Source organism: Cupriavidus sp. MEYA8 (genome assembly GCF_059278825.1).
Map to the genome: position 1 here is coordinate 3,148,599 of NZ_CM181221.1, position 16,766 is coordinate 3,165,364.

Genomic DNA, 16,766 nt, shown 5'->3' on the forward strand with positions numbered 1-16,766 from the left:
CTCAGTTCGCCAGCTGGTTGCGCACGTGGCTGACCACGTCGGCCACGCTGACCGGGGTGGCCTGCGCGTCTCGCCGGCCCTGGTACTCGACCTTGCCTTCCTTCAGGCCGCGGTCGCCCACCACCACGCGGTGCGGCACGCCGATCAGTTCCCAGTCGGCGAACATCACGCCCGGACGCTCGCCGCGGTCGTCGATGATGACGTCGACACCGGCAGCCAGCAGCTCGGCATGGATGCGGTCGGCCTCGGCCTTGACGGCCTCGGAGCGGTCATAGCCAACCGGGCAGATCACCACCTCGAACGGCGCGATCGCCGCCGGCCAGATGATGCCGCGTTCGTCGAAATTCTGCTCGATCGCGGCGCCCAGGATACGGGTGACGCCGATGCCGTAGCAGCCCATCTGCATCGGCTGGGTCTTGCCGTTCTCGTCCAGGAAGGTGGCGTTCATCGATTCCGAGTAACGCGTGCCCAGCATAAACACGTGGCCCACCTCGATGCCGCGGCAGATCTCCAGCGTGCCCTGGCCGTCCGGCGAGGCATCGCCCGCCACCACGTTGCGCAGGTCGGCGACGATCGGCTCGGGCAGGTCGCGGCCCCAGTTGACGCCGGTGAAGTGGTAGTCGCGGTAGTTGGCGCCGCAGACAAAGTCGCTCATGTTGGCGACGGTGCGGTCGGCCACCACCTTGACCGGCTTCTTCATGTCGATCGGGCCGAGATAGCCCGGGGGCGAGCCGAAGGCGTCGACGATCTCGTTCTCGGTGGCAAAGCGGAAGTCGGCCAGCCCCGGCACCTTGGAGGCCTTGACCTCGTTCAGCTCGTGGTCGGCGCGGATCAGCAGCAGCCAGATCTGGGCGCCGGCTTCGCTGTCCGTGGCCAGCACGATCGACTTGACGTTGGTCTCCAGCGGGATGCTCAGGAATTCGGCAACCTGCTCGCACTTGACCTTCTCCGGAGTGAAGGTCTTGACCAGGTCTTGCTTCGGCGCGGCGCGCTCCGCCAACAGCGGCAGCGCCTCGGCGGCCTCCATGTTGGCGGCGTAGGCCGAGGTCGGGCAGTAGACGATGGCGTCTTCGCCGGTATCGGCGATCACATGGAATTCATGCGAACCCGAACCGCCAATGGCACCGTTGTCGGCCGCCACCGCGCGGAACTCAAGCCCGAAGCGGCTGAAGATGCGCACGTAAGCGTCGTACATGTTCTCGTACGACTTGCGCAGGCCGTCGGTGTCGCGGTCGAAGGAATAGGCGTCCTTCATGGTGAACTCGCGCCCGCGCATGATGCCGAAGCGCGGCCGGCGCTCGTCGCGGAACTTGGTCTGGATCTGGTAGAAATTGAGCGGCAGCTGCTTGTAGCTGCGGATCTCGCTGCGGGCGATGTCGGTCACCACCTCTTCCGAGGTCGGCTGCACGGCGAAGTCGCGCTCATGGCGGTCCTTCAGGCGCAGCAGTTCGGGGCCCATCTTGTCCCAGCGGCCGGTCTCCTGCCACAGCTCGGCCGGCTGGATCACCGGCATGGACATTTCCACCGCGCCGGCGCGGTTCATTTCCTCGCGCACGATGTTCTCCACCTTGCGGATCACGCGCAGCCCGATCGGCATGTAGGTGTAGATGCCGGCGCCCAGCTTCTTGATCATGCCGGCACGCATCATCAGTTTGTGCGACACGATTTCCGCGTCGGCGGGCGCTTCCTTAAGGGTGGAAATGAAGAATTGCGAGGCTTTCATCCGTAGCTTTCTCTCGAGGCCGCAACGCCTGCCCGGCGAATTCCGGTAGCGGCGGCACTGAATTGTCGCGCACGCGCCTGAAACTGCCCTTCTGCTCGGGAAAACCAGCATCCCCCCGCCAGAGCCCAGCTGCGCGCTTCCTTTATAATCAGCGTAATTCTAAAGGATTCGAGGTGCAGTCATGCTCGATCGTGAAGGCTTTCGCCCGAACGTCGGCATCATCCTCCTCAACGCACGCAACGAGGTTTTCTGGGGCAAGCGCATCGGCGAACACTCCTGGCAGTTTCCGCAAGGCGGCATCAAGTACGGCGAGACGCCGGAACAGGCCATGTACCGCGAACTGCATGAGGAAACCGGCCTGCTTCCGGAGCACGTCAGGATCGTAGGTCGCACACGCGACTGGCTGCGTTACGAGGTGCCGGACAAGTTCATCCGCCGCGAGATCCGCGGCCACTACAGGGGCCAGAAACAAATCTGGTTCCTGCTCCGCATGGCGGGCAGGGACTGCGATATCCACCTGCGCGCCACCGACCATCCGGAGTTCGATGCCTGGCGCTGGAGCCACTACTGGGTGCCGCTGGAGGCGGTGATCGAGTTCAAGCGCGATGTCTACCAGATGGCGCTGACGGAACTGTCGCGCTTCCTGAACCGGCATCCGCGCGTGCCGCTGAGCCCCTATGGCACGCATGCGCACGGCCGCCATGGAGGCGGCCAGCGCGGCATCCCGCCCCCGGTCGCCGGCCAGTCGTCAAGGCCTGCCGCGGCCGACTGCGGCGGCGCGGCAGCACAAGAAACTGTTTCGCCGGCGGCGCCGGTTACCAACTCACGGAGTACTGATGACTAGTTGCACCGGCCCGGGCCGCCGCGGCGGCCTGACCGCTGCCGGCCTGCTGCTTGCCGCCGCCACGCTGGCGCTGGCGGGCTGCAAGACCACCGGCAAGGAGATGGCGGAAGAAGAAAGCACCTGGCTCAGCCCCTTCGCGCCCAAGACCTTCGAGGAAGCCAAGGCGATGCTGCCGGCGCCGCCGCAGGATGCCAACCTGGTGCCGTTCTCGGTTTCCGGCACCGGCACGCTGTCGTTTGCGGTGGACAGCAAGTCGGTTTCGGTGGGCAAGGACAACGTGGTGCGCTACACCGTGGTCACCACCAGCCAGAGCGGCGCCCGCAACGTGACCTTCGAAGGCATGCGCTGCGACGCCTTCGAGCGCAAGCTCTACGCCACGCTGCCCAAGGGCGCCACCGAATGGGTGCCTAACACCAGCGGCTACGGCGAGACCTGGCATCGCATGGAAACCGGCGTGCGCAACGCCTATGCTGCCACGCTGGCCATCGAGTTCTTCTGCCAGGGCCGCACGGTGGCCGGCAAGCCGGAGGACATGGTGCGCGAGCTGCAATCGCGCGCGCCCAGCCGCCGCTGAGGCGGGCGGCATCGGCATAAAAAAACGGCGGGACTGCCTGGCAGTTCCGCCGTTTTTCTTTGGCTGTTTTCGGTCGCCGCTCAGACCAGCACGAGGTTGTCGCGGTGGATCAGCTCGGGCTCGTTCAGGTGGCCCAGCACCGACTCGATCTCCGACGAAGGCTTGCGCGCGATCAGGCGCGCCTCGGCGCTCGAATAGTTGGTGATGCCGCGCGCCACTTCCTTGCCCTGCGGATCGACACAGGCGATCACCTCGCCGCGGGCAAATTCGCCCTGCACCTCGACCACGCCGATCGGCAGCAGCGACTTGCCGCCGCCGGTCAGCTTCTCGACCGCGCCGTTATCGATCACCACGCGCCCGCGCAGCTGCAGGTGGTCGGCCATCCACTGCTTGCGCGCGGTGAGCCGGCCGGTCGGCGCCAGCAGCTGGGTGCCGATGGCCTCGCCCGCGGCCAGCCGCTCGAGCACGCTGGCCTCGCGCCCGGAGGCGATGGTGGTGTGCGCGCCGGACTTGGCGGCGCGCTTGGCCGCCAGGATCTTGGTCAGCATGCCGCCGCGCCCGATCGAGGTACCGGCGCCACCGGCCATCGCTTCCAGTTCCGGCGTACCGGCCATGGCCTCGTCGACGAACTGCGCCGCCGGGTCCTTGCGCGGATCGGCGGTGTACAGGCCGCGCTGGTCGGTCAGGATTACCAGCGCGTCGCCTTCGATCAGGTTGGTGACCAGGGCGCCGAGCGTGTCGTTGTCGCCGAACTTGATTTCGTCGGTAACCACGGTGTCGTTCTCGTTGATGATCGGCACCACGCCCAGCGACAGCAGCGTCAGCAGCGTGGAACGCGCGTTCAGGTAGCGCTCGCGGTCGGCCAGGTCGGCGTGGGTCAGCAGCACCTGCGCGGTGCGGATGCCGTAGCGCGTGAACTGGCTTTCATAGACCTGCGCCAGGCCCATCTGGCCGACGGCGGCGGCGGCCTGCAGCTCGTGGATTTCCTTCGGCCGGCGCACCCAGCCCAGGCGCTGCATGCCTTCGGCGATGGCGCCGGAGCTGACCAGCACCACTTCCTTGCCCGCCACGCGCAGCCTGGCGATCTGCGATGCCCAGCGGGCGATGGCGTCGTGGTCCAGTCCCTTGCCATCGTTGGTGACCAGGCTGGAGCCGACTTTGACGACGATGCGCTTTGCCTGCGCGATGACCGATTGCATGGCGGGAATCCTGTCTCCGGAATTCGTTTCAGACCGTTGGGTTTTGATTATGCCTCGCGCTCGTCCTGGTCGACGTTGTGCAGCCGATCGTCCAGACGGATGTCCGGTTCGGCCAGCGCCGCGGCCTCTTCGGCCTTGATCGCCGCCAGATGGTCCTTGATCGCGTAGATCAGCTCGCGGCAGCCTTCGCCGGTCAGCGCCGAGATCTGGAACACCGGGCCCTTCCACTTGTAGCGCTTGAGGAAGTCCTTGACCCGTGCGGCACGCTCGTCCTCGGGCACCATGTCGAGCTTGTTCAGCACCAGCCAGCGCGGCTTGTCGTGCAAGTCCTCGTCGTACTTCTTCAGCTCGTTGACGATGGCCTTGGCCTCGGCGACCGGGTCGACCGCCTCGTCGAACGGCGCCAGGTCGACGATATGCAGCAGCAGGCCGGTGCGCTGCAGGTGGCGCAGGAACTGGTGGCCCAGGCCCGCGCCCTCGGCCGCGCCTTCGATCAGGCCCGGAATGTCGGCGACCACGAACGACTGCTCATGGTCAACGCGCACCACGCCCAGGTTGGGATGCAGCGTGGTGAACGGATAGTCCGCCACCTTGGGGCGCGCGTTGGAAATATGCGAAATGAAAGTCGACTTGCCGGCATTGGGCATGCCCAGCAGGCCGACGTCGGCCAGCACCTTCAACTCGAGCTTGAGCATGCGGCGCTCGCCCGGCTTGCCGTCCACCTGCTGGCGCGGCGCGCGGTTGGTACTGGACTTGAAATGCAGGTTGCCCCAGCCGCCCATGCCGCCTTCGGCCAGGCACACGCGCTGGCCATGCTCGGTCAGGTCGGCGATGACCTCGCCGCTATCCATATCCGTGATCAGCGTGCCGACCGGCATGCGCAGCGTGATGTCGTCGCCAGCGGCGCCATAGCAGTCGGAGCCTCGGCCGTTTTCGCCGTTCCTGGCCACGTGCTTCTTGGCGTAGCGGAAGTCGATCAGGGTATTGATATTGCGGTCCGCCTGCGCGAACACGCTGCCGCCACGGCCGCCGTCGCCACCATCCGGGCCGCCGAAGGGCACAAACTTCTCGCGCCGGAACGAGGCGCTGCCATTGCCGCCGTTGCCGGCGATGGCTTCGATTCGGGCTTCGTCGATGAACTTCATGATGGGTTTTCCGTGATGGGATCGGCAGATCGGGGGCCGGCGTAGTTTACTTCGCCAGAAAAGAAAAAGCCCCGCAAGCGTTGCGGGGCCTTTCATCCTGCAAAGGCTGTTATCAGGCCGCCGGGACGACGCTGACTTGCTGCTTCTTGGCAGGGCCCTTGACGGCGAACTGCACGTGGCCGTCAACCAGGGCGAACAGCGTGTGGTCCTTGCCCACGCCGACGTTGTCGCCGGCATGCACGCGGGTACCGCGCTGGCGGATGATGATGCCGCCGGCGTTGATGGCCTGGCCACCAAACACCTTCACGCCCAGACGCTTCGATTCGGAATCACGGCCGTTCCGCGTGGAACCGCCGCCTTTTTTCTGTGCCATGTCTTACTCCTGTCGCTTTACCGGATTACGCTCGATCGATCAGGCAACGATCGCTTCGATGCGCAGTTCGGTGTAATTCTGACGATGGCCCTGACGCTTCTGGTAGTGCTTGCGACGGCGCATCTTGAAGATCTTCACCTTGTCGTGACGACCCTGGGAGATAACGGTAGCCTTGACGGAAGCCCCGCTAACCAGCGGCGTACCAAACTTGATTTGGTCGCCGGCGCCCACTGCGAGCACCTGGTCGAGCGTGATTTCTGCGCCAATGTCTGCCGGTATCTGTTCTACTTTCAGTTTTTCGCCAGCAGCAACCTTGTATTGCTTGCCGCCGGTTTTTACGACCGCGTACATTGTCGAACCTCTCGGATGTGAATAAAACGCCGAAACCGCGCGATGCGGCCCGGTTATCTCCCACCGGCAAGGACCCGCAAGGCGAGCGACTACCGGAGGAAACCGGGAATTGTAAACGAGATCGGGGAAAACTGCAAAGAAAACAGGCACATAGCCTGTGAGCGGCGCGGTCGGCACAATCGGCGGCCGCCCAGCTCAGGTCAGATCGGCGAGAAGGAACCCCGCCAGTGCGGCAAACGCCACCCACCACGCGGTGCGGCGCAGCTGGCGACGGGATACGGGCTTGTCCATGTCCGCATTATAGTTGCGCCGGTCACCGACGCCGCTGCGCGCATACCCTGAGCCGCCTACCTGCCCACCCGCGGCAAGAATGCGGGGCATGCGTAGAACGCCGCGTGCTTCGCATATAATCGTCCGGTTTTGCGTAACGGTGATCATCTTGTCCCAGCCTTCCGCCACTGCCTTGCTTGCCCCGGTCGCTGCAGACATGCGCGCGGTTGATGCTGTCATCCGCCAGCGGCTGTCTTCCGAAGTCCCCCTGATCGAACAGATCGGTGAATACATCATCGGTGCCGGCGGCAAGCGCCTGCGCCCGGTGATCCTGCTGCTGACGGCGCGCGCGCTGGGTTATGACGGCAACCGGCACCACGAGCTGGCCGCCGTCGTCGAGTTCATCCACACCGCCACGCTGCTGCACGACGACGTCGTCGACGAATCCGAGCTGCGCCGCGGCCGCGACACCGCCAACGCGGTGTTCGGCAATGCCGCCAGCGTGCTGGTTGGCGACTTCCTCTACTCGCGCGCGTTCCAGATGATGGTCGATGCCGGCAGCATGCGCATCATGGAGATCCTGTCCAACGCGACCAACGTGATCGCCGAGGGCGAAGTGCTGCAGCTGCTGAACATGCACGATCCGGATGTCACCATCGAGCGCTACCTGCAGGTGATCCGCTACAAGACCGCCAAGCTGTTCGAGGCCGCCGCCCAGCTGGGCGCGGTGCTGGCCGGCGCCGACGCGCAGATGGAAGAAGCCGCCGCCGAATACGGCCGCCGCATCGGCACCGCCTTCCAGCTGATCGACGACATGCTGGACTACACCGCCAGCGCCGAGCAGATGGGCAAGAACGCCGGCGACGACCTGCGCGAAGGCAAGCCCACGCTGCCGCTGCTGCATCTGCTGGAGCACGGTACCGCGGAGCAGCGCCAGCTGGCGCGCGACGCCATCGTGCAGGGCGGCACCGAGCACTTCGACGCGGTCTTCGCGGCCATCCACGCCAGCGGCGCGCTCGAGGTCACCTTCGAGGCCGCGCGCCAGGAAGCGGAAGCCGCCGAGCGGGCCGCGCAGCAATTCCCGGATTCCGCGCTGAAGGAAACGCTGATCCAGCTCTGCGCGTTCTCGCTGCAGCGGCAGTCGTAAGGGATGCTTCACCCCTCTTCCATTTCAGGAAAAACGCTGTTATAGTTACCTTCTTTGCTGCTGACGCCCAGCGACGGCAAGCAAAAACAAATCGGGGTGTAGCTTAGCCTGGTAGAGCGCTACGTTCGGGACGTAGAGGCCGGAGGTTCGAATCCTCTCACCCCGACCAGATTTAAAAAAAAGCCGAATCAACGAAAGTTGATTCGGCTTTTTGTCTTTCTGCCCTCCCGATCCTCATGGCCACCCCTGCCCCCGCGCAAGTAGGGTTGCGCCCGTGTCGCGCAAACGCCAACACGTCCCGCCATCGCCTTTACAAAAAGTGACCCCAGCGGCAAACTGCCCCGATCCCAGGACGTGAACCGTATCGTCCGTCCGTGGCCGGCGGCCACTGTCCAACCACTGCGCACCTGTCATGACACTCGGACTTGCCCTGGCCCAGAGCCGGCGTATCGCGCCCGCCCTGCTTGCTCAGCTGGAGCAGGCCGCCCGTGAAAAGCAGTCGCAGCTGATCGACGAGATCGTCGGCAGCGGCACCATGAGCGCGCACGACCTGGCGGTGTTTGCCGCGGACAAGTACCAGCTGCCGCTGCTCGACCTGAACCAGTACAACCTGACCAAGGTGCCGCCGGGGCTGGCGGGCAACCGCGAATTCCATGCGCACCGCCTGCTGCCGCTGGGCCGCCGCGAAAACCGGCTGGTGCTCGGGCTGTCCGATCCGTCCAACCAGGCCGGCCTGGACGCGATCAAGGAAAAGTACAAGGTGCCGGTCGAAGCGGTGGTGGTCGAGCACGACAAGCTGATGAAGCACGTGCGCTCCGCCGGCGAGGCGCTGGGCACGCTGAAGAACATCTCGCCGGTGCAGGCCGAGCGCAAGATGATCGAGTACGACCCGGTGGCGGCCGCCGGCGCGCAGCGCAACCGCACTGCCGCCGATGCCATCGACGACGCGCCCGTGGTGCGCTTCCTGCAGAAGCTGCTGACCGAAGCCTTCCACCGCGGCGCGTCCGACCTGCATTTCGAGCCGTTCGAGACCTTCTACCGGATCCGCTTCCGCGTGGACGGCGTGCTGCAGGAGGTGGCAAGGCCACCGCTGGATATCCGCGACAAGATTGCCACCCGCATCAAGGTGCTGTCCCGGCTGGATATTTCTGAAAAGCGCGTGCCGCAGGACGGCCGCATGAAGCTGCTGATCGCGCTGCCCAAGGATCCGAAGGACAACAAGGACAGCAAGGACGCGAAGGATCCCAAGGACAAGGACGCCAGGGAAACGGTCGAGAAAGCCGTCGATTTCCGCGTCTCGACGCTGCCGACGCTGTTCGGCGAGAAGATCGTGATGCGGATCCTGGAATCGTCGACCGACAAGCTCGACATCGACCAGCTCGGCTACGAGGCGCAACAGAAGGCGCTGCTGCTGGACGTGATCAAGCGTCCGTACGGCATGGTGCTGGTGACCGGCCCCACCGGCAGCGGCAAGACGGTGTCGCTGTACACCTTCCTGAACCTGCTGAACCAGGGCGACATCAATATCTCGACCGCAGAGGACCCGGCCGAAATCCAGCTGCCCGGCATCAACCAGGTCAACGTCAACGACAAGGCCGGCCTGACCTTTGCCGCGGCGCTGCGTTCGTTCCTGCGGCAGGATCCGGACGTCATCATGGTCGGCGAAATCCGCGACCTGGAAACCGCCGATATCTCGATCAAGGCCGCGCAGACCGGCCACCTGGTGCTGTCGACGCTGCACACCAATGACGCCCCCACCACGCTGACGCGGCTGATGAACATGGGCGTGGCGCCGTTCAACATCGCTTCCAGCGTGCTGATGATCACGGCGCAGCGGCTGGCGCGCCGGCTGTGCACATGCAAGCGCGCCGGCGAGCTGCCGCGCGAGACGCTGCTGGACGCCGGCTTCCGCGAACACGACCTGGACGGCAGCTGGCAGCCCTACCATCCGGTCGGGTGCGAGCGCTGCAACGGCAGCGGCTACAAGGGCCGCTGCGGTATCTACCAGGTCATGCCGATCACCGAGGCCATGCAGCAGATCATCCTGTCGCACGGCACCGCCCTGCAGATCGCCGAGCAGGCGCGCAAGGATGGCGTGCTATCGTTGCGCGAAGCCGGGCTGCTGAAGGTCAGGGCGGGCGTCACGTCACTCGAAGAGGTGCTGGCGACCACGAATACGTAGTAGCAACGCAGTCAAGTCACAACGTAAATACAAGACGTACCAGAAGCGTCATTTACACCGGGGGTCAACAACATGGCGACGCGCGCACCAGCGGCGGGCGCCCGGACGGCAGCACCGTCGCGGGCAAAATCAGGCAAGGGGCGCAAGGCCCCCACCCAGTACATCTTCGAATGGGAAGGCAAGGACCGCAAGGGCAAGACCTTCACCGGCGAGCTGCGCGCGGAGAGCCAGGCCGAGGTCACCGCCACGCTGCGCAAGCAGGGCCTGACCATCGTCAAGCTCAAGAAGCGCAAGGCCGCGCGCGGGCGCAAGATCACCGAGAAGGACATCGCCTACTTCACCCGGCAGCTGTCGACCATGCTCAAGGCGGGGATTCCGCTGCTGCAGTCGATCGACATCATCGCGCGCGGGCACGCCAATCCCAACTTTACCCAGCTGCTGTCCGAGATCCGCTTCGATATCGAATCGGGCAGCAGCATGGCGGCGGCATTCCGGCGACAGCCGAAGTACTTCGACACGCTCTACTGCAACCTGATCGATGCCGGCGAACAGGGCGGTATCCTCGATGCGTTGCTGGAGCGCCTGTCGCTCTACATGGAAAAGACCATCGCGCTGAAGGGCCAGATCAAGTCGGCGATGATCTATCCGATCGCGGTGCTGACGGTGGCCTTTGCCGTCACCGTGATCCTGATGCTGTTCGTGATCCCGGCGTTCAAGGGCGTGTTCTCCAGCTTCGGCGCCAACCTGCCCGCGCCGACGCTGCTGGTGATCGCGATCTCGGACTTTTTCGTGCAGTACTGGTACCTGGTCATCGGCGCACCGGTGGCCGGCATCACGTTCTACCTGCGGGCGCGCAAGAAGTCGGAGAAGGTGCAGCGCTGGTCCGACCGCGCGCTGCTGAAGCTGCCGATCTTCGGCAGCCTGTTCCGCAAGGCGGTGATTGCCCGCTGGACGCGTACGCTGGCGACCATGTTCGCCGCCGGCACGCCGCTGGTGGAGTCGATGGAGTCGGTGGCGGGCGCCGCCGGCAACTGGGTCTACTACGACGCCACGCGCGAGATCGAACAGTCGGTGCGCATCGGTACCAGCCTGACCAACGCCATGCAGGCCACGCACGTGTTCGACAACATGGTGCTGCAGATGACGCAGATCGGTGAAGAATCCGGCGCGCTCGACAACATGCTGCTGAAGGTGGCCGAGTTCTACGAGCGCGAGGTCGACGACGCGGTGGCCGCCATCTCCAGCCTGATCGAACCGATCATCATCGTGGTGCTGGGCGTGCTGATCGGCGGCATGGTGGTGGCGATGTACCTGCCGATCTTCAAGCTGGGACAGGTGGTGTAAGCGATGGCGCTGGCGTATTCCGTTTCGCCGTTTCCCGCCGGCAGCGGGCAATTGCTGCAGGCACTGGCGGCGCTGCCGCCTGCCTTCATGGTGGCGGTGACGGCCGTGCTGGGCCTGGTGGTGGGCAGTTTCCTCAACGTGGTGATCCACCGGCTGCCGCGCATGATGGAGCGCGAGGAAGCCAACTATATCGCCGAGCTGCGCGGCGATCCGCTGCCCTACCCCGCCCGCTACAACCTGATGGTGCCGCGCTCGGCCTGTCCGCACTGCGGCCACGCGATCGCGCCCTGGGAAAACGTGCCGGTGCTGAGTTGGCTGGCGCTGCGCGGGCGCTGCTCGGCCTGCAAGACCCGGATCAGCGCGCGCTATCCGCTGGTGGAGCTGGCCTGCGGCGTGCTGAGCGGGCTGGTGGCGTGGCGCTTCGGCCCTGGCGTGCAGGCATTGGCGGCGCTGGTGCTGGTCTGGGCGCTGCTGGCGCTGACCCTGATCGATGCCGACACCCAGCTGCTGCCGGACCAGATCACGCTGCCGCTGCTGTGGCTGGGACTGGTGCTGAACCTGGGCGGGTTGTTCGTGCCGCTGGCCGATGCCGTGGTCGGTGCCGCCGCCGGCTACGTGGTGCTGTGGGCGGCGTACTGGCTGTTCCGGCTGGTACGTGGCAAGGAAGGCATGGGTTTCGGCGACTTCAAGCTGATGGCGGCACTCGGCGCGTGGTTTGGCTGGCAGGCGCTGCCGGCGCTGGTGCTGCTGTCATCGGTGGCCGGCGTGGTGTTCGGGCTGGCCAGCATCGCGCTGCGCCGGCAGGATCGCGACACGCCCTTCCCCTTCGGCCCCTTTATCGCGCTGGCGGGCCTGGTGGTGCTGGTGTTCGGCTCCGGTGTGCTGCCGCTGACCGTATTGCCGTGAAGCTGGTATTGTGACGGCAACATCGTCAACTGGCCTTCACGGCATCCCCACATGCTGGAAATCGGACTGACCGGCGGCATCGGCAGCGGCAAGACCCGCGTGGCCGACATGTTCGCCGCGCGCGGCGCCGCGATCATCGATACCGACCTGCTCGCCCATCAGATCACCGCCCCGGGCGGGCGTGCCATCCCGGCGCTGGTCGAGGCCTTCGGGACCGAATGCCTGCGCCCTGACGGCGCCATGGATCGCGACGCGATGCGCGCGCTGGTGTTCGCCGACCCGGCCGCCAAGGCGCGCCTCGAAGGCATCACCCATCCGCTGATCCGCGCGCTGACCAACGAGCATGCGCAGGCGGTCCGCGACGCCGGCGAGCATCCTTACCTGATCTACGTGGTGCCGCTGCTGGTCGAGTCCGGCTCATGGCGCGAGCGCGTGGGCCGGGTGCTGGTGGTCGACTGCACGGAAGACACCCAGGTGGCGCGCGTGATGGCGCGCAACGGCTTCAGCCGCGAACAGGTGCAGGCGATCATGGCCAGGCAGGCAACGCGGCGCGCGCGGCTGGCATGTGCCGACGACGTCATCGACAACGACGGGCCGGTCGATGCGCTGGTGGCACAGGTGGACCGCCTCGACCGCTATTACCGCGAACTGTCGGCGTCCGGAAAGGTCCATCCCGAAGCTGGCGCATGATGCGCGGGCACGGCCCGGCGGCACGCGGCGAACGCGCGTCCGACATTGTCCTCGGCCCGGGTCTCGCATAGAATGCGCTGGAACATGCCGGGAAATCGCCGCATACTGCGGGCATTGGACACCGCGGATCACTCCGACACAGTCCACCCAGCCCCTTCCGGCGTTCCCCGGGCCACATTCCGCACCGGGCCTGCTCCTCACACGGGGCCCGCCCGGCGCCCTGCACGGACATAGCACTTGATTCTGTACGAATACCCTTTCAACGAACGCATCAGGACACTCCTGCGCCTGGAGGACCTGTTCGATCGGCTGGAATACTTCCTCGGCCAGGATCATCCCCAGCAGCACCATGTCGCGCTGACCACGCTGTTCGAGATCATCGACGTAGCCGGCCGCGCCGACCTCAAGACCGACCTGATCAAGGAACTGGAACGCCAGCGCCAGGCGCTGGCGCCGCTGCGCGCCAACCCGCAGATCGACCAGGAAGCGCTGGACAGCGTGATCGGCGAGATCGAGCAGGGCATCACCATGCTCAACCAGACCGTGGGCAAGGCCGGGCAGCTGCTGACCGACAACGAGTGGCTGACCAGCATCCGCAGCCGTGCCATCATTCCCGGCGGCACCTGCGAGTTCGACCTGCCTGCCTACTACGCGTGGCAGCATCGCCCCGCTGAGGATCGCCGCGCCGATATCCTGAAGTGGGCGCGCCCGCTGGTGTCGCTGCGCATGGGCACCACCATCGTGCTGCGCCTGCTGCGCGAAGCCGGCCAGAGCGGCAAGGTCATCGCCACCGGCGGCAGCTACCAGCAGATGCTGTCCGGGCGCAGCTACCAGTTGATGCAGGTGTGGCTGGATGACTCGCTGCTGGCCTTCATCCCGGAAATGAGCGCGAACAAGTACATGCTGTGGGTGCGTTTCACGCAGCAGGACGGCGACCTGCGGCCGCGCTCGGTCGATGCCGATATCCCGTTCCTGCTGAAACTCTGCAATTTCTGAAGCCTGAGTCTGAAGCCATGCCCGCTGTAGTCAAATGCCCCACCTGCGGCACCGAGGTGGCCTGGGTGCCCGACAACAAGTTCCGCCCGTTCTGTTCCGAGCGCTGCAAGCAGATCGACCTCGGCGCCTGGGCGTCCGAAAAGTACGTAATTGGCGGCAAGCCGGGCGAGACGCCCTCGCCTGACCTGCCTGACGACGAGGACGACTGACGTAATCGCCTTCGCCGCACAGTCCGCTCAGTGCGCCGCCGCCAGTACGCGGCGGTAGAACCCCACGCACACCAGCACGAAGACCGCCAGGCCCAGCCACACGCCGTCGATCGGCGCAATCACGGGCGCCGCGGCCGCGGGTATGTCAGGCCAAGCCGGCCCAGGGTCTGTGCCCTAGGCTTCTTCGCCCAGCCATTCGACCACCGGAATGGTGGCCGGCAGCAGCGGCGCGACCGTCACGGGCACCGTCTGCCAGGAAAAGGCCTGGCCTTCGCGGCCGACCGGGTCACCGCGCCAGGCAGTGACCTTGCAGAAATGCAGCCGCACATAGGCGTGCGGGTAGTCGTGCTCGAGCACATGCCAGCGCTCGCACGCGGTAATGTCCAGCCCCAGCTCCTCATGCAGCTCGCGGGCGAGCGCGGCTTCCACGGTCTCCCCTGGCTCGAGCTTGCCGCCGGGGAATTCCCAATAGCCCTCGTACGGCTTGCCCGCGGGGCGCTGCGCCAGCAGGAAGCGGCCATCCGGCTGCACCATCACGCCGACGGCGACTTCGGTGACCTTGCGCGGCGGGTTGCCGGCGGTCTCCGCGGGCTTGTCCATGGCCGCGCTCATGCCTTGTCGTTCCCCGGCACGTCGGCGATGTACGGCTGGCCATGCTTGCCGCCCCAGTCGCGCGCGAACTGCCACGCCACGCGGCCCGAGCGCGAGCCGCGCTCCAGCGCCCACACCAGCGCGTCGCCGCGCGCGGCGGCGATGTCTTCGTCGGTGCAGCCGAAGTGCCTGAGCCAGTGGCCGACGATCGCCAGGTACTCGTCCTGCTTGGGCGGGTAGAACGACAGCCACAGCCCGAAGCGCTCGGACAGCGAGATCTTCTCTTCGACCACTTCGCCAGGATGGATCTCGCCGTCGTCGGTGTGGCGGTAGGTTTCGTTGTCCTTCATGTACTCCGGCAGCAGGTGCCGGCGGTTGGACGTGGCGTAGATCAGCACGTTGTCCGACTGCGCCGCGACCGAGCCGTCCAGCGCCGACTTCAGCGACTTGTAGCCCGACTCGCCTTCCTCGAACGACAGGTCGTCGCAGAAGATGACAAAGCGCTCGGGCCGGGTCGAGACCAGCTCGACGATATCGCCGAGGTCGCCCAGGTCATCCTTGTCGACCTCCACCAGCCGCAGCCCGTCCTTGACGAAGGCATTCAGGCAGGCCTTGATCAGCGACGACTTGCCGGTGCCGCGCGCGCCGGTCAGCAGCACGTTGTTGGCCGGCAGCCTGTTCACGAACTGGCGCGTGTTGGCGACGATGGCGTCCTTCTGGCGCTCGATGTTCTTCAGGTCGTCCAGGTGGATTGGCGGCAGCTGGCGCACCGGCTGCAGGTAGCCGATATTACCGAACAGGCTCTGGCGCTTGCGCCAGCGGAACGCTACCGCCTCCTGCCAGTCCGCGTCGTTCAGTTGCGGCGGCAGCCATTGTTCGAGGCGTGAGAGGAAGTTGTCGAGGCGGGCGGCGAGGTCGGACATGGCGGGGCGGAGAATGAATTCTTGCGCCCTGCCCGCGTGCGCGGGCAGGATGGAACGGGCTCAGGAACGGTAGTCGGCGTTGATCGACACGTAGTCGTGCGACAGGTCGCAGGTCCACACCGTGGCTTCGGCATTGCCGCGGCCCAGCGCGATGCGCACCGTGATCTCGGCCTGCTTCATCACGCGCTGGCCGTCTTCCTCGCGATAGTCGGGATTGCGGCCGCCGTCGCGGGCGACCCAGACATCGTCCAGCCACAGGTTGACGCGGCCGACATCGAGGTCGTCCACGCCGGCGTAGCCCACCGCGGCCAGGATGCGGCCCAGGTTGGGGTCCGAGGCGTAGAACGCAGTCTTGACCAGCGGCGAATGCGCGACCGCATAGGCGATCTGGCGGCACTCGGCCACGTCCTTGCCGCCTTCGACCCGGATGGTCATCAGCTTGGTCGCGCCTTCGCCGTCGCGCACGATCATCTGCGCCAGCTCTTGCGCCAGGCCGGTCACGGCATCGCGCAGCGCTTCGAAGGCCGGGCCTTCGGCACGGTCGACCACGGCACCGGACTTGCCCGAGGCAATCAGCACGAACGAATCGTTGGTCGAGGTATCGCCGTCGATGGTGATGCTGTTGAACGAGTGATCGGCGGCGTGCGTCACCAGTCCCTGCAGTACCGGCTGCGCCACGGCGGCGTCCATGGCGATAAAGCCCAGCATGGTCGCCATGTTCGGGCGGATCATGCCGGCGCCCTTGCTGATGCCCGACAGCGTCACGGTCTTGCCGTCGATCTGCACCGTGCGCGACGCGACCTTGGGCTGTGTGTCGGTGGTCATGATGGCTTCCGCCGCGGCCAGCCAGTTGTCGGCCCTGGCATTGGCGATGGCGGCGGGCAGCCCTGCCAGCAGGCGGTCCATCGGCAACTGCTCGAGGATCACGCCGGTCGAGAACGGCAGCACCTGGTTGGCGCTGATGCCCAGCTGCGCCGCCAGCGCGTCGCAGGTGGCGCGGGCATTGGCCAGGCCCTGCTCGCCGGTACCGGCGTTGGCATTGCCGGTGTTGACCACCAGGGCGCGGATGCCCTTGCCCGACTTGTCCGCGGCAGCGAGGTGCTCCCGGCACACCTGCACCGGCGCGGCGCAGAAGCGGTTGCTGGTGAAGACGCCGGCCACGGTGCTGCCTTCGGCCACGCGCACCACCAGCACGTCCTTGCGGTTGGCCTTGCGGATGCCCGCCTCGGCCCAGCCGAGCTCCACGCCGGCGACGGATTTCAGGTTCTCTGCCTGGGGCAGCGGAAGATTGACGGGCAT

General features: G+C 66.1%; 18 protein-coding genes and 1 tRNA gene. 10 read left to right on the forward strand and 9 right to left on the reverse strand.

Annotation, left to right across the window (positions count from 1 at the left end):
• Position 1 precedes the first annotated feature (1 nt).
• Positions 2-1,723: a proline--tRNA ligase gene (locus AC5WJ1_RS14680; RefSeq protein WP_133098442.1), complete on the reverse strand. Its 1,722-nt coding sequence runs from the start codon at positions 1,721-1,723 to the stop codon at positions 2-4.
• Positions 1,724-1,904: 181 nt separating this feature from the next.
• Here AC5WJ1_RS14680 and AC5WJ1_RS14685 point away from each other — a divergent pair, with 181 nt between their 5' ends.
• Both AC5WJ1_RS14685 and AC5WJ1_RS14690 read left to right on the forward strand, forming a co-directional pair.
• The gene (locus tag AC5WJ1_RS14685; RefSeq protein WP_135705967.1) at positions 1,905-2,567 is read left to right on the forward strand and encodes an RNA pyrophosphohydrolase; all 663 of its coding nucleotides are present in this window, start codon (positions 1,905-1,907) and stop codon (positions 2,565-2,567) included.
• Positions 2,560-3,141, forward strand: a complete 582-nt coding sequence (locus tag AC5WJ1_RS14690) for a CNP1-like family protein (protein WP_434033379.1) — start codon at positions 2,560-2,562, stop codon at positions 3,139-3,141. The genes AC5WJ1_RS14685 and AC5WJ1_RS14690 overlap by 8 nt, the downstream gene beginning before the upstream one ends.
• An 80-nt stretch (positions 3,142-3,221) precedes the next feature.
• Here AC5WJ1_RS14690 and proB read toward each other — a convergent pair whose 3' ends face one another.
• The 5 genes from proB to AC5WJ1_RS14715 form a co-directional block, all read right to left on the reverse strand.
• Complete coding sequence (gene proB / locus AC5WJ1_RS14695) at positions 3,222-4,340, reverse strand: glutamate 5-kinase (protein WP_133098445.1); 1,119 nt, start codon at positions 4,338-4,340, stop codon at positions 3,222-3,224.
• A 47-nt stretch (positions 4,341-4,387) separates the two neighbouring features.
• A complete protein-coding gene (obgE, locus tag AC5WJ1_RS14700) occupies positions 4,388-5,485 on the reverse strand; it encodes a GTPase ObgE (RefSeq protein WP_133098446.1) in 1,098 nt (365 codons plus the stop codon).
• Between the two features lie 112 nt (positions 5,486-5,597).
• Positions 5,598-5,858, reverse strand: a complete 261-nt coding sequence (gene rpmA, locus AC5WJ1_RS14705; protein ID WP_010814747.1) for a 50S ribosomal protein L27 — start codon at positions 5,856-5,858, stop codon at positions 5,598-5,600.
• A 39-nt stretch (positions 5,859-5,897) separates the two neighbouring features.
• Complete coding sequence (rplU, locus tag AC5WJ1_RS14710) at positions 5,898-6,209, reverse strand: 50S ribosomal protein L21 (RefSeq protein ID WP_006576525.1); 312 nt, start codon at positions 6,207-6,209, stop codon at positions 5,898-5,900.
• A 195-nt stretch (positions 6,210-6,404) separates the two neighbouring features.
• Positions 6,405-6,698, reverse strand: coding sequence for a hypothetical protein (locus AC5WJ1_RS14715; protein ID WP_135705969.1), 294 nt, complete (start codon positions 6,696-6,698; stop codon positions 6,405-6,407).
• On the opposite strand from AC5WJ1_RS14715, the gene ispB reads away from it, so the two are divergent.
• The 8 genes from ispB (at position 6,697) to AC5WJ1_RS14755 (ending at position 13,953) form a co-directional block, all read left to right on the forward strand.
• On the forward strand, positions 6,697-7,626 hold the full coding sequence (gene ispB, locus AC5WJ1_RS14720; RefSeq protein ID WP_133098448.1) for an octaprenyl diphosphate synthase: 930 nt from the start codon (positions 6,697-6,699) through the stop codon (positions 7,624-7,626). The two genes, AC5WJ1_RS14715 and ispB, sit on opposite strands and share 2 nt — an antisense overlap.
• 92 nt (positions 7,627-7,718) lie before the next feature.
• Positions 7,719-7,795: transfer RNA gene (locus tag AC5WJ1_RS14725), tRNA-Pro, on the forward strand.
• 243 nt (positions 7,796-8,038) lie between these two features.
• Complete coding sequence (locus tag AC5WJ1_RS14730; RefSeq protein ID WP_133098009.1) at positions 8,039-9,808, forward strand: ATPase, T2SS/T4P/T4SS family; 1,770 nt, start codon at positions 8,039-8,041, stop codon at positions 9,806-9,808.
• 72 nt (positions 9,809-9,880) lie between these two features.
• Positions 9,881-11,152 (forward strand): type II secretion system F family protein, encoded by a 1,272-nt coding sequence (locus AC5WJ1_RS14735; RefSeq protein ID WP_133098008.1) that lies wholly within the window; start codon positions 9,881-9,883, stop codon positions 11,150-11,152.
• 3 nt (positions 11,153-11,155) lie between these two features.
• Positions 11,156-12,058: a prepilin peptidase gene (locus AC5WJ1_RS14740; protein WP_434033378.1), complete on the forward strand. Its 903-nt coding sequence runs from the start codon at positions 11,156-11,158 to the stop codon at positions 12,056-12,058.
• A gap of 51 nt (positions 12,059-12,109) precedes the next feature.
• On the forward strand, positions 12,110-12,748 hold the full coding sequence (gene coaE / locus AC5WJ1_RS14745) for a dephospho-CoA kinase (RefSeq protein WP_133098006.1): 639 nt from the start codon (positions 12,110-12,112) through the stop codon (positions 12,746-12,748).
• A gap of 237 nt (positions 12,749-12,985) precedes the next feature.
• The gene (zapD, locus tag AC5WJ1_RS14750) at positions 12,986-13,744 is read left to right on the forward strand and encodes a cell division protein ZapD (RefSeq protein WP_133098005.1); all 759 of its coding nucleotides are present in this window, start codon (positions 12,986-12,988) and stop codon (positions 13,742-13,744) included.
• A gap of 17 nt (positions 13,745-13,761) precedes the next feature.
• Complete coding sequence (locus AC5WJ1_RS14755) at positions 13,762-13,953, forward strand: DNA gyrase inhibitor YacG (protein ID WP_135705971.1); 192 nt, start codon at positions 13,762-13,764, stop codon at positions 13,951-13,953.
• A gap of 174 nt (positions 13,954-14,127) precedes the next feature.
• Here the strand turns inward: AC5WJ1_RS14755 and AC5WJ1_RS14760 are convergent, their stop codons facing one another.
• The 3 genes from AC5WJ1_RS14760 to argJ are packed head-to-tail and all read right to left on the reverse strand — an operon-like array spanning position 14,128 to position 16,766.
• Positions 14,128-14,565, reverse strand: coding sequence for an NUDIX domain-containing protein (locus AC5WJ1_RS14760; RefSeq protein ID WP_133098004.1), 438 nt, complete (start codon positions 14,563-14,565; stop codon positions 14,128-14,130).
• On the reverse strand, positions 14,562-15,467 hold the full coding sequence (locus AC5WJ1_RS14765; protein WP_133098003.1) for an ATP-binding protein: 906 nt from the start codon (positions 15,465-15,467) through the stop codon (positions 14,562-14,564). Before AC5WJ1_RS14765 ends, AC5WJ1_RS14760 begins: the two co-directional genes overlap by 4 nt.
• Positions 15,468-15,527: 60 nt before the next feature.
• On the reverse strand, positions 15,528-16,766 hold the full coding sequence (gene argJ, locus AC5WJ1_RS14770; RefSeq protein WP_494476191.1) for a bifunctional glutamate N-acetyltransferase/amino-acid acetyltransferase ArgJ: 1,239 nt from the start codon (positions 16,764-16,766) through the stop codon (positions 15,528-15,530).

Excerpts from the sequence above, each read along its gene's own strand:
- coaE (WP_133098006.1), top strand. The coding sequence starts at position 12,110 with ATGCTGGAAATCGGACTGACCGGCGGCATCGGCAGCGGCAAGACCCGC.
- AC5WJ1_RS14715 (WP_135705969.1), bottom strand. The coding sequence starts at position 6,698 with ATGTCTGCAGCGACCGGGGCAAGCAAGGCAGTGGCGGAAGGCTGGGAC.
- proB (WP_133098445.1), bottom strand. The coding sequence starts at position 4,340 with ATGCAATCGGTCATCGCGCAGGCAAAGCGCATCGTCGTCAAAGTCGGC.
- obgE (WP_133098446.1), bottom strand. The coding sequence starts at position 5,485 with ATGAAGTTCATCGACGAAGCCCGAATCGAAGCCATCGCCGGCAACGGC.
- AC5WJ1_RS14680 (WP_133098442.1), bottom strand. The coding sequence starts at position 1,723 with ATGAAAGCCTCGCAATTCTTCATTTCCACCCTTAAGGAAGCGCCCGCC.
- rpmA (WP_010814747.1), bottom strand. The coding sequence starts at position 5,858 with ATGGCACAGAAAAAAGGCGGCGGTTCCACGCGGAACGGCCGTGATTCC.
- AC5WJ1_RS14690 (WP_434033379.1), top strand. The coding sequence starts at position 2,560 with ATGACTAGTTGCACCGGCCCGGGCCGCCGCGGCGGCCTGACCGCTGCC.
- AC5WJ1_RS14755 (WP_135705971.1), top strand. The coding sequence starts at position 13,762 with ATGCCCGCTGTAGTCAAATGCCCCACCTGCGGCACCGAGGTGGCCTGG.
- AC5WJ1_RS14730 (WP_133098009.1), top strand. The coding sequence starts at position 8,039 with ATGACACTCGGACTTGCCCTGGCCCAGAGCCGGCGTATCGCGCCCGCC.
- ispB (WP_133098448.1), top strand. The coding sequence starts at position 6,697 with ATGCGCGCGGTTGATGCTGTCATCCGCCAGCGGCTGTCTTCCGAAGTC.
- rplU (WP_006576525.1), bottom strand. The coding sequence starts at position 6,209 with ATGTACGCGGTCGTAAAAACCGGCGGCAAGCAATACAAGGTTGCTGCT.
- AC5WJ1_RS14765 (WP_133098003.1), bottom strand. The coding sequence starts at position 15,467 with ATGTCCGACCTCGCCGCCCGCCTCGACAACTTCCTCTCACGCCTCGAA.
- AC5WJ1_RS14735 (WP_133098008.1), top strand. The coding sequence starts at position 9,881 with ATGGCGACGCGCGCACCAGCGGCGGGCGCCCGGACGGCAGCACCGTCG.
- AC5WJ1_RS14740 (WP_434033378.1), top strand. The coding sequence starts at position 11,156 with ATGGCGCTGGCGTATTCCGTTTCGCCGTTTCCCGCCGGCAGCGGGCAA.
- AC5WJ1_RS14760 (WP_133098004.1), bottom strand. The coding sequence starts at position 14,565 with ATGAGCGCGGCCATGGACAAGCCCGCGGAGACCGCCGGCAACCCGCCG.
- argJ (WP_494476191.1), bottom strand. The coding sequence starts at position 16,766 with ATGCCCGTCAATCTTCCGCTGCCCCAGGCAGAGAACCTGAAATCCGTC.
- AC5WJ1_RS14685 (WP_135705967.1), top strand. The coding sequence starts at position 1,905 with ATGCTCGATCGTGAAGGCTTTCGCCCGAACGTCGGCATCATCCTCCTC.